We start from the raw sequence: 10,921 nt of genomic DNA on the forward strand, positions 1-10,921 counted from the left end.
GCCTCGTACCGCCCCTCGGCGGTACGAGGCGCCGCGTCCACCGTCTGCCGGTGCGCCTCAGCGCGACTGCTGGGCGGGGACGCCCAGCGACTCCTCGCCGCTGTCGGTGTTCGGCTGTCCGGTCGCGGCCACGGCCGCGCCGGTGAGCGTGGCCAGCATCTCGCGGACGTTGGTGAGCTGGGCGTTGATGCTGTCACGGCGGTTGGTGAGAGCGGCCAGCTCGCGCTCGGACTCGCTGCGGATGCGGTCGGCCTTGGCGTTGGCGTCGGCCACGATGTCCTCGGCCTGGCGCTGGGCGGTCTCCACCGTCTGGCGGGCGCGGCGCTCGGCGTCGGTGCGCAGCTTCTCGGCCTCCAGGCGGAGCTGCTCGGCGCGGTGCTCGATCTCCGCCAGCCGCTTCTCGGCCTTGGCCTGACGGGACGCCAGGTCGCGCTCGGACTGCTCGCGGCGCTTGGCCAGGTTGGTCTCGAAGTCGGCGGCGGCCTGCGCGGCCTTGGCGCGGGTGTCCTCGAAGAGGGCGTCGGCCTCCTCGCGCTTGGCCTGGGCGTCCTTCTGCGCGTCCGCGCGCAGCGTGGCGGCCTCGCCCTTGGCCTTCTCGACGATCCGGGCTCCCTCGTCCTCCGCCTTGGCCTTGCGGTCGGAGGCGTATGCCTCGGCGTCGTTGCGCACCTGCTGCGCGGCGGACTCGGCCAGCTCCCGGTGCTGCTCGGCGGCCCGGCGGGCCTCCTCGCGCAGGTCCTTGGCCTCCTCCTCGGCGAGACGGAGGATCTTCTCGACACGGGCGCCCAGTCCGGCGTACGACGGCTCGGAGTCGTTGATCTGCGCCTGTGCGTTCTGCGTCTCGAGGTGCAGTTCCTCGATGCGCTTCTCCAGCGAGGCGATACGGGCCAGCGCGTTGTCACGGTCGGCGACGAGCTTCGCGATGCGGTCGTCCACCTGACCGCGGTCGTAGCCGCGCCGCACGAGCTCGAAGCCGAAGGGAGAGGTGTTGTCGCTCATGGGGTTCCTGTCGGTCAGACGGGGTCGGACGGGAGAGTGATAGAGGGAATCCTAGGGGGCAAAACGGCGTGTCTTCGAGAAGATGCCGGTTTGATATGCAGAATGTACGCTCGTTCGAGTGGCTCAGTTCTTGCCCTGTTCGCCGCCGCCGTGCGCCGCTCCCGCGCCGGCCTTGACCGCTCCGTTCGATCCGCCGTCAGAGCCCTTTCCTCCTTTGCCATCCTTGTCCGACTTGCCTCTTCCGGGTGACTCGAAGGACTCCAGCGCCTCCAGCACGTCCTGCACGCGCGAGATCTCGGCGTTGATGTCCTGGCGGCGGCGGGTCAGCACCTCCAGCTCGCGCCTGCCCTTCTCCAGGGTCCGCTTCGCCTCGGCCTCCGCCTCGGCGAGCACCTTCTCGGCCTCCCGGACGATCGCGGTCTTCTTCTGCTCGGCCTCCCTGAGTAGCCCCTCGGCCTTGCGCACCGCGGCGATACGGACCCTGCTCGCCTCGGAGTCGGCCTCCGAGCGGGTCTGACGGGCCTTCTCCTCGGCTTCCGCCAACTGCTCGTCGGCCGCCTTCACCAGCTTGTCCACACGCTCGCCGGCGGACCGCACGGCCTCGGAGGCCTCCCGGCGCGCCCGCTCGTGCAGTTCCTCGACCTCGGCCTCGGTACGGGAGCGCAGTTCCTCGGCCCGCTCCCGGATGGCGCTCGCGTCGCGGCGGGCCTCCTCCAGCATGGTGTCGGAGTCGTTGCGGGACTTCTCCACCAGCGAGGTGCTCTCGGTCCGCGCCTGGGCCACCAGCCGCTCGGCCTCCTTACGGGCGGCGCCCACCATGGTGTCCGCCCGCTCCTCGGCGGTCGCCGCGATGCGTACGGCCTCCTCGCGGGCCTCGGCCACCAGCCGGTCGGCCTGCTCGGCCGCGTCGCCCAACCGGCGCGCCGACGCCTCGCGGGCCTCGTCCCGTACGCGGTCGGCCTCGGCACGTGTGCGCCCGGCCTCGTCGTCCGCCGTGGCCCGGACCCGGTCCGCCTCGGCGATCGCCTCCGAAACGGTGCGCTCCGCCAGCGACTTGGCGGCGTCCGTCTCCTCCTTCGCCTCCTGGCGCAGGGTGGCCGCGGCGTGCTCGGCCGCGGAGCGCAGACCGGCGATCTCCTCCTCGGCCTGCTGACGCAGCCCCGAGATCGAGCCGCGCACCTGCTGGGCCTTCTGCTCGGCGGCTGAGACCAGTTCGGCGGCCCGCCGCTCCGCCTCGGCCACCAGCCGCTCGGCCTCGGCCTGCGCCTCCTCGACCCGCTTGCGGGCCGAGGCGAGCAACTCCTCGCTCTGCTCGCGGGCCTGGGCCCGCTCCCGGTCCGCCTCCTGGCGGGCGCCGGTGAGCAGTTCCTCGGCCTCGCGGCGGCGCCGGGATGCCTCCTCCTGGGCGGCGTCCAGCTCCTTGGCCGCCTCGGCGCCCATCCGCTCGGCGGCCGCGTTCGCTTCCGCCCGCACCCGGTCGGCGGTCTCCTGAGCCTCGGTGCGCAGCCGCTCGGCCTCGGTGGCCGCCTCGGTGCGCAGCCGCACCGCCACGGCCTCGCCCTCGGCGCGGGCCTGCGCGGCGTCGGAGACCGCCTCGGTGCGCAGCCGCTCGGCCTCCTCCTCGGCCTGCTCCCGCAGACCGCGCAGCCGCTGTGCCGACTCCGTGCGCAGCCGCTCGGTCTCGGCGCGGGTCTCCTCGCGCAGCCGCTCGGCCTCCTCATGGGCCTCGCGCAACTCCTCCTCGGCGGCGGTCAGCCGCTGCCCGGCCTCCTCGCGCAGCCGCTCCAGCTCCGCGCCGACCTCGGCGCGGCGGGCGGTGACGGCCTCCTCGGCCTCCTCGCGCAGCCGCCTGCCGGCCTCCTCGGCCTCCTCGCGGGTCTCCTCGGCCTGTCGCTCGGCCGCGGTCCGCAGCTCCTCGGCCTCGGCGCGGGCCCGCTCCAGGGCCTCCTCGGCCTGGCGGCGCAGGGCGGTGGCACGCTCGATCGCCTCGGTGCGCACCCGCTCGCCCTCGGCCACCGCGGCGCCGCGGGTCTCCTCGGCGTCCGCCTTGGCCTGGCCGAGCAGCTCCTCGGCGCGGCCGGCGGCCTCCTCGATCTGCTGGACGGCCTCGCGGCGGGCCTCGCCGCGGATCCGCTCGCCCTCCTCGACCGCTTCGGCGCGCAGCTGCTCGGCCTCGCCGCGCAGCCGCCGCGCCTCCTCCTGGAGCTCGACGGTCTTGGCGCGGTACTCCTCGGTGTCGTTCTTGGCCGCACCCTTGAGCTGCTCGGCCAGGTCGTGGGCCTCGGCGCGCAGCCGGTCGGCCTCCGCCTCGGCCTCGGTGCGCAGCCGCTCGGCCTCCTCGGTGGCGGCCCGGGTGGTGGCCTTGGCCTCCTCGGACGCCTTGGTGAGCACCTCGTCGGCGGTACGCGCGGCCTCGGCCAGCTGGGCGGCCGACTCCTCGGCCGACTTGGCGCGGGCGCTCTCACGGGCCTCGGCGACCAGCCGCTCGGTCTCGGCGCGGGCGTCGGCCCGCACCTGCTCGGCCTCGGCCTTGGCGGCCTCCGCCTCCCTGGTGGCCTCCGAGACCATGCGCGCGATCTCGGCCTTGGCGGTGCGCCCGCGCTGCTCGTTCTCCGACTCGGCTTCGGCCAGCCGCCTGGCGGCGGCCTCGCGTGCTTCGGCCAGGACGCGGTCGGCCTCGGCGCGGGCCTCGCGCAGCGCTGTCTCGGCCTCCTGTATCCGCTGCTCGGCCTGGCGGGCCAGCGCGGTGGCCTCACGGCGGGCTGTCTCGGACTCGGCGGCGGTGGAGGTGCGCAGCCGCTCGGCGTGCTCGGTGGCCTCCTGTGCCTGGGTGGAGGCAGCGTTCAGCAGCCGCTCGGCATCCGCGCGGGCCCGGCGCAGTACCTGCTCGGCCTCGGCCTTGGCGGCCTCCGCCTCCGAGTTCATCCGCTGCTGGGACCGCTCGGTCAGCCGCTGCACCTCGGCGCGGGCCGCGGCCAGGGTCTGCTCGGCCTCGGCGCGGGCCTCGTCCATCAGCCGCCGGGCCTGCGATTCGCTGCGGGCGCGCAGCTGCTCGGCCCAGGCGACGTTCTCGTTGACGTGGGACTCGACGGTCGCGCGGCGCTCGGCCAGCTCCTCGTCCAGCCGCCGGCGGCGGGCGACCGCCTCGGAGTGCAGCTCGGCCTCCATACGGGCCTGCCGCTCGGCGTGCTCCTGCAGGAGCCGCTGGGTCTGGGCCCGGGCCTCGCGCAGCTCGCGCTCGGCGTCCGCGCGCAGCTGCTCGGCCTGCGCCTGGGCGTTGCGCAGCAGCTGCTCGGCCTGGTGCGACAGATTGTCGTAGCCGGCCGGGCGCGCGGCGAGGGCGCGGCGCGCCTCGTGCAGCTTGGCGCGCAGCACTTCGACCTGGTAGCCGAGGTCGTCGGCGTGGTCGACCGCCTTGTCCCGCTCGTCCTTCAGCCGCTTCATCTCGGCTTCGAGTTGAGAGAGGTGGTCGTCAGCCTCGTAGCGGTCGTAGCCCCGCACTGCGCGGTCCCATCCGTCCCCTGGTCGTGGTGAAGGTGAACTGACCCTTCGGAGAAATGGTGTCAGATCATCGGCGTAACGTGGGACGGGCCCCTGCCGCCCGCAGCCCCGGCCGAACGGCCACTCTACCGGCCGGGGGAGCGGTCGTCAGTGGTGTGAGGAAGCGGAGGTGACCAGTTCCGTGAGTACGCCGTGGCAGTCCTTGGGGTGGAGGAAGGTGATCCGCGACCCCATCGAACCGGTGCGCGGCTCGTCGTACAGCACTCGGACGCCCTTGTTCCGGATCGCCTCGGCCTCGCCGTCGACGTCCGCGGTGCCGAAGGCGATGTGGTGCACGCCCTCGCCGTTCTTCGCCAGCCACTTGGCCACCGCTGAGTCCTCGCGGGTCGGTTCCAGGAGCTGGAGGTAGGAGGCGCCGCCGTCGTCCGTGCCGTTGATCCGCAGCATGGCCTCGCGCACCCCCTGCTCCTCGTTCACCTCGGTGTGGAACACCTCGAAGCCGTAGGTGGCACGGTAGAACTCCACCGTCTTGTCCAGGTCGAAACAGGCGATACCGATGTGGTCGATGCGCGTCAGCATGGGAGACAGTGCACCGTCCCGGAGTATGGTTACGCAACGTGCGCACGGTCACACCGACCGACCGGTGACCCGGGACGGTACCGCTCAGTACATTGGCGATAACCCTCGTTAACTCCCTGCTCCGAAGGGGCCGCACCGTGACCGAAAAGACGAACCCCGAGACCCGTTCGGCGTCCGCCACCACCTCCGTGATCGTCGCGGGCGCCCGTACGCCCATGGGCCGCCTGCTGGGCTCCCTGAAGACCTTCTCCGGCGCCGACCTGGGCGGCTTCGCCATCAAGGCCGCCCTGGACCGCGCGGGCATCGGCGGGGATCAGGTCCAGTACGTGATCATGGGCCAGGTGCTCCAGGCCGGCGCCGGCCAGATTCCCGCGCGCCAGGCCGCGGTCAAGGCCGGCATCCCGATGAACGTCCCCGCGCTGACGGTCAACAAGGTCTGCCTGTCGGGTCTGGACGCCATCGCGCTGGCCGACCAGCTCATCCGCGCCGGTGAGTTCGACGTGGTCGTCGCCGGCGGCCAGGAGTCCATGACGAACGCCCCCCACCTGCTGCCGAAGTCCCGCGAGGGTTTCAAGTACGGTGCCGTGCAGATGCTGGACGCCATGGCCCACGACGGCCTGACCGACTCCTTCGAGAACGTCGCCATGGGCGAGTCCACCGAGAAGCACAACACGCGCCTGGGCATCGGCCGTGCCGAGCAGGACGAGATCGCCGCCCTCTCCCACCAGCGCGCCGCCGCCGCGCAGAAGAACGGTCTGTTCGACGCCGAGATCACCCCGGTGGAGATCCCGCAGCGCAAGGGTGACCCGGTCCTGTTCTCCAAGGACGAGGGCATCCGGCCCGAGACCACCGCCGAGTCCCTGGGCGGGCTGCGCCCGGCCTTCGCCAAGGACGGCACCATCACCGCCGGCTCCTCCTCGCAGATCTCCGACGGCGCCGCCGCGGTGGTCGTGATGAGCAGGGCCAAGGCCGAGGAGCTGGGCCTGGAGTGGATCGCCGAGATCGGCGCCCACGGCAACGTGGCCGGCCCGGACAACTCCCTGCAGTCGCAGCCGTCCAACGCCATCCGCCACGCCCTGGGGAAGGAGGGCCTGGATGTCGGCGACCTCGACCTGGTCGAGATCAACGAGGCGTTCGCGGCCGTCGCGGTGCAGTCGGTGAAGGACCTCGGCATCGACCACGAAAAGGTGAACGTCAACGGCGGCGCGATCGCGCTGGGTCACCCGATCGGTATGTCCGGCGCGCGTATCGTGCTCCACCTCGCCCTGGAGCTCACGCGCCGCGGCGGTGGTGTCGGCGCCGCCGCGCTGTGCGGTGGCGGCGGCCAGGGCGACGCCCTGATCGTGCGGGTGCCGAAGAAGTGACGGCGCGGTCGCACGGGCCCGCGCACCCCCTACGCGAGAGGGGGCGGGCCCGTGCGACCGGCGGCACGGCGGCGCGCGAGCGGCGCGGGAAGAATGACGGCCGACCACAGCGGCCGACCACAGCGGCCGTCCGGCGGCCGACGAGGGCCGGTGACGGCCGAGTAACGCGAGGAGCGCAGCACGCATGGCGGTGGACGTCCCCAAGCTGGTGGAGCAGGCACGGCAGGGCAGGCCCCGGGCCGTGGCCCGGCTGATCTCGCTGGTGGAGGGAGCCTCCCCGCAGCTCAGGGAGGTCATGGCGGCGCTGGCGCCGCTGACGGGCAACGCGTACGTCGTCGGTCTGACCGGCTCGCCGGGGGTGGGCAAGTCCACCTCCACCTCGGCGCTGGTGACCGCGTACCGCAAGGCCGGCAGGCGGGTCGGCGTCCTCGCGGTGGACCCCTCCTCCCCGTTCTCCGGCGGCGCGCTGCTGGGCGACCGGGTGCGGATGTCCGAGCACGCCTCCGACCCCGGTGTCTACATTCGCTCCATGGCCACCCGCGGCCATCTCGGCGGCCTGGCCTGGGCCGCCCCGCAGGCCATCCGCGTCCTGGACGCGGCCGGCTGCGATGTCGTCCTGGTGGAGACGGTCGGCGTCGGCCAGTCCGAGGTCGAGATCGCCTCGCAGGCCGACACCTCCGTCGTCCTCCTCGCGCCCGGTATGGGCGACGGCATCCAGGCCGCCAAGGCCGGAATCCTGGAGATCGGCGACGTGTACGTGGTCAACAAGGCCGACCGCGACGGCGCGGACGCCACCGCCCGTGAGCTCAACCACATGCTGGGCCTGGGCGAGGCCCGCAAGCCCGGCGACTGGCGCCCGCCGATCGTCAAGACCGTCGCCGCACGCGGTGAGGGAGTCGACGAGGTCGTCGAGGCGCTGGAGAAGCACCTTGCCTGGATGGAGGAGCGCGGAGTGCTGGCCGGGCGCCGCCGGGCGCGCGCGGCCCGCGAGGTGGAGACCATCGCGGTGACCGCGCTGCGCGAGCGCATCGGCGACCTGCACGGCGACCGGCGCCTGGAGGCGCTGGCCGAGCGGATCACGGGCGGGACGCTGGACCCGTACACGGCGGCCGACGAGCTGGTGGCGGGGCTGACGGGCGAGTGAGCCCCGCCGGGGGCGGCCGTCAGCCCTCGCGGCGGTCGTCGGCGTCGTCGTCGCTGTCCCGGTCGTCGTCCCGGTCGTCCGCCCCCGCGCCCCGCTTCAGCACATCGGCGCTGTTCGCGTCCACCGAGACCTCGTGCCAGGTGCCGTCCTCGCCCAGGACGTCGACCTCCCAGGCCGGCCGGCCGTCGTCGTCGTCCAGCTCGGCGGACTCCGCCGTGCCCGGCACGGCCCTCAGCGCGGCCGTGACGGCCTCTTGGAGGGTGACCCCGGTGCCGCGCGGCGCCCGCCGGTCGTCGTCCCGGTCGTCGCCGCCCCGGTCGTCGTCCCGGTCGTCGTCCCGGTCGTCGCCGCCCCGGTCGTCGTCCCGGTCACCGGTGCCGGCGCCGACCCGCAGGCTCGCGGCCAGGGCGTCCTGGGCGGTGTCGTCGTCGGCGAAGGCGAGGGTGCTCCCGGCGACGGCGAGGGCGGCGGTGGCGACGGCGGCGACGAGCAGCTTGCGGTTCATGTGGTCTTCCTCCTTGGAGACGGGGTCTCGCGTCTGACGTGGAACACCGTCGCAGGGCGCGGCTGAAGGCTTCCTGAAGCCGCCTGAAGATCTCTTCAGGTGGTCTTTGGCAGGCTGACCCCATGCGCGTACTGATCGTGGAGGACGAGAAGCGGCTCGCCCTGTCACTGGCCAGGGGCCTGACAGCCGAGGGGTTCGCCGTCGACGTGGCCCACGACGGCGGGGACGGGCTGCACCGGGCCACCGAGGGCTCGTACGACCTGATCGTCCTCGACATCATGCTGCCGGGCATGAACGGCTACCGCGTCTGTTCGGCCCTGCGCGCAGCAGGGGACGAGACGCCGATCCTGATGCTGACCGCCAAGGACGGCGAGTACGACGAGGCCGAGGGCCTCGACACCGGCGCCGACGACTACCTCACCAAACCGTTCTCATACGTGGTGCTGCTCGCGCGGGTGAGGGCGTTGCTGCGCCGCCGCACCCGGGGCGGGGCGTCCGTGCTGCGGGTGGGCGGGCTGACCGTGGACCCCGCCGCGCGGCGGGTGACCCTGGATGGGCGCGAAGTGGCGCTGACGGCGAAGGAGTTCGCCGTGCTGGAGTACCTGGCGGTGCGCGCCGGGGAGGTGGTCTCCAAGTCGGAGATTCTCGAACACGTATGGGACTTCGCCTACGAGGGCGACGTCAACATCGTCGAGGTGTACGTCAGCGCGCTGCGCCGCAAGCTTGGCAGCGCGGCGATCACCACAGTGCGCGGCGCCGGGTACCGGCTGGCGAGGACCGGTGCGTAGGCCCGCGTTCTCCCCGCTCGCCCGGCTCACCGTCCGGGTGCGCGCCGCGCTCGGCGCCACGCTCGTGGTGGCGGTGGCCCTGGTGGTGGCCGGGTTCGCGGTGGTCGAGGTGCTCCGCGGGGGCCTCACCGAGAACGCCCGGCTGCACGCCGAGACCACCGCCCGCGAGGTCGCCGCCGGGGTCGCCGACGTGCCCGCGGCCGGAGTGGGAGGAGTGGAGGCCCTGGCCGACGACGAACCCGTGCAGGTCGTGGACGCCTCCGGTGAGGTTCTCGGAGCCGGCGAGCCGCTGCGCGGACGCGGACCCGTGGCCGGGTTCAACCGGCCCGACAAACCCCGGCAGACGCCCGCCACGCCCTCTCCGGAGGGCCGCGGCGACAGCGACGACGACGATGACGGGGGCGACGACCGGGACGACGACGATGACGGAGGCGGAGGTGACGACGGCGCCACCCCGGCGCCGTCCGATGAACCCGTGGCGGTGGACCGCAACAGTGTCACCCAGACGGTCGCCCTGCCCGTCGACGGGGACGGCGAGGTGACCTACGACCGTTCCCGGGCGGTGGCGACGCAGGACTTCCGCCTGGTCGCCGTGCAGAGCGTCACCCGCGACCGCGTCCCCGTCACCGTCTACGCCGGGGCCTCCCTCGCCGAGCAGGAGGAGGCCGTCTCGACCGTCACCGGCACCATGCTCGCCGGGCTGCCCGCTCTGCTCGCCGTCGTCGGCGGCGTCACCTGGCTGGTCACCCGGGGCGCACTGCGCCCGGTGGAGGGCATCCGGCGGGAGATGGCGGCCATCGCGGCCGGCACCGACCTGTCCCGGCGCGTGCCCGAACCCCCCTCACGGGACGAGGTCGCACGCCTGGCACGGACCACCAACGAGACCCTGAGCGCTCTGGAGGCGTCCGTCGAGCGGCAGCGCCGCTTCGTCGCCGACGCCTCGCACGAACTGCGCAGTCCGATCGCCTCCCTGCGCACCCAGTTGGAGGTCGCCGCCGCCCACCCCGGGCTGCTCGACATCGACGGTGCGGTCCACGACACCGTACGGCTGCAGGACCTCGCCGCCGATCTGCTGCTGCTGGCGCGCCTGGACGCCGGGGAGCGCCCCGGGGAGGCGTGGGTGGACCTGTGCGCGCTGGTGCGTGAGGAGCTGGCACAGCGCACCGGGGACCGGATCCCCGTCGTCCTGGAGGGCGGCGGGGAGGGGGAGCCGGTGGAGGTGGCGGGCTCACGCGGCCAGCTCGCCCGGGTGCTCGGCAACCTGCTGGACAACGCCCGGCGCCACGCGGTTTCCCGCGTCCGGGTGCGGGTGGGGCGCGAGCACGGGCGGGCCGTGCTGGAGGTCGCCGACGACGGCGCCGGGGTGCCGCGGGAGGAACGGGAGAGGATATTCGAGCGGTTCGTACGGCTGGACGACGCGCGCAGCCGGGACGAGGGCGGCGCCGGGCTGGGACTGGCCATCGCCCGTGACGTGGCGGTCCGGCACGGCGGCGCCCTCACCGTCGGCCGGGCGGCCGAGGGCGGTGCCCTGTTCACCCTGCGGCTGCCTGCTCCGGGCGGCGGCGCCGGGCGGCGTTAGGGGAGGTTGTGGTCGCCGATCCAGTCGAGGATGCCGGTCCCGCCCCCGTCGTCCCACCCGATCTTGATGCTCTCGCCGTCCGAGGTCTTGTCGGCGGTGCCCCCGACGTACTTCTCGTCGTCGCCCTCGCCGTGCTTGAGGGCCGTCCTGCCCTTCGCGCCCCGCGGGCCGCCGTCCCCGCCGGCCCGCGGAGGCGGCCGGTGGGCGCAGCCCGGCTGCCCGCCCTGGGGGTACGCCACGGACTCCCCGCGAGGCGCGGGGATCTGACGGGGCGTCTCAGCCGCGTCCGCGCAGCGACCGCAGGTGCTCGGCGACCGGGGTCAGTGAACCGTGCAGCCCGTCGAGCCCTCCGGGCGGGAGCAGGTCGACGAGCAGGTTGGCCGCCAGGAAGACCAGGACGAGGATCGTGACGAAGCCGACCACCGTCGGGGAGTTCTGTCTCAGGACGCCCTGGTAGAGCTG

Annotated in this window: 9 protein-coding genes and 1 pseudogene; 4 read left to right on the top strand and 6 right to left on the bottom strand. The window is 73.9% G+C overall.

Annotated features, from left to right (window positions below; genetic code table 11):
- Positions 1–57 precede the first annotated feature (57 nt).
- The 3 genes from LJ221_RS11290 to mce all read right to left on the bottom strand — a co-directional run bounded on the left by LJ221_RS11290 (position 58) and on the right by mce (position 5,079).
- The gene (locus LJ221_RS11290) at positions 58–999 is read right to left on the bottom strand and encodes a cellulose-binding protein (RefSeq protein WP_241715906.1); all 942 of its coding nucleotides are present in this window, start codon (positions 997–999) and stop codon (positions 58–60) included.
- Positions 1,000–1,122: 123 nt separating this feature from the next.
- A complete protein-coding gene (gene scy / locus LJ221_RS11295) occupies positions 1,123–4,500 on the bottom strand; it encodes a polarized growth protein Scy (protein WP_308314762.1) in 3,378 nt (1,125 codons plus the stop codon).
- 147 nt (positions 4,501–4,647) lie between these two features.
- Complete coding sequence (gene mce, locus LJ221_RS11300) at positions 4,648–5,079, bottom strand: methylmalonyl-CoA epimerase (RefSeq protein ID WP_241715908.1); 432 nt, start codon at positions 5,077–5,079, stop codon at positions 4,648–4,650.
- A 188-nt stretch (positions 5,080–5,267) separates the two neighbouring features.
- On the opposite strand from mce, the gene LJ221_RS11305 reads away from it, so the two are divergent.
- Positions 5,268–6,443: an acetyl-CoA C-acetyltransferase gene (locus LJ221_RS11305; protein WP_308314763.1), complete on the top strand. Its 1,176-nt coding sequence runs from the start codon at positions 5,268–5,270 to the stop codon at positions 6,441–6,443.
- A 184-nt stretch (positions 6,444–6,627) separates the two neighbouring features.
- Positions 6,628–7,587 carry a methylmalonyl Co-A mutase-associated GTPase MeaB gene (meaB, locus tag LJ221_RS11310; RefSeq protein WP_241715910.1) on the top strand — a complete coding sequence of 320 codons (960 nt, stop codon included), beginning with the start codon at positions 6,628–6,630 and terminating at the stop codon, positions 7,585–7,587.
- 19 nt (positions 7,588–7,606) lie between these two features.
- Here meaB and LJ221_RS11315 read toward each other — a convergent pair whose 3' ends face one another.
- Entirely contained in the window at positions 7,607–8,092 is a 486-nt protein-coding gene (locus LJ221_RS11315) for a PepSY domain-containing protein (RefSeq protein ID WP_241715912.1), read from the bottom strand.
- Between the two features lie 122 nt (positions 8,093–8,214).
- Here LJ221_RS11315 and LJ221_RS11320 point away from each other — a divergent pair, with 122 nt between their 5' ends.
- Together LJ221_RS11320 and LJ221_RS11325 are read left to right on the top strand one after the other, a co-directional pair.
- Positions 8,215–8,880, top strand: a complete 666-nt coding sequence (locus tag LJ221_RS11320) for a response regulator transcription factor (protein ID WP_241715914.1) — start codon at positions 8,215–8,217, stop codon at positions 8,878–8,880.
- Complete coding sequence (locus LJ221_RS11325) at positions 8,873–10,459, top strand: HAMP domain-containing sensor histidine kinase (RefSeq protein WP_241715916.1); 1,587 nt, start codon at positions 8,873–8,875, stop codon at positions 10,457–10,459. Before LJ221_RS11320 ends, LJ221_RS11325 begins: the two co-directional genes overlap by 8 nt.
- Here the strand turns inward: LJ221_RS11325 and LJ221_RS11330 are convergent.
- Both LJ221_RS11330 and LJ221_RS11335 read right to left on the bottom strand, forming a co-directional pair.
- Positions 10,456–10,698, bottom strand: coding sequence for a hypothetical protein (locus LJ221_RS11330; RefSeq protein ID WP_241715919.1), 243 nt, complete (start codon positions 10,696–10,698; stop codon positions 10,456–10,458). The two genes, LJ221_RS11325 and LJ221_RS11330, sit on opposite strands and share 4 nt — an antisense overlap.
- Positions 10,699–10,735: 37 nt before the next feature.
- Positions 10,736–10,921, bottom strand: a pseudogene (locus tag LJ221_RS11335) (hypothetical protein); the annotation flags it as partial.

It is taken from the genome of Streptomyces sp. CNQ085, from assembly GCF_022614595.1.
In the GTDB taxonomy this organism is placed as follows: domain Bacteria; phylum Actinomycetota; class Actinomycetes; order Streptomycetales; family Streptomycetaceae; genus Streptomyces.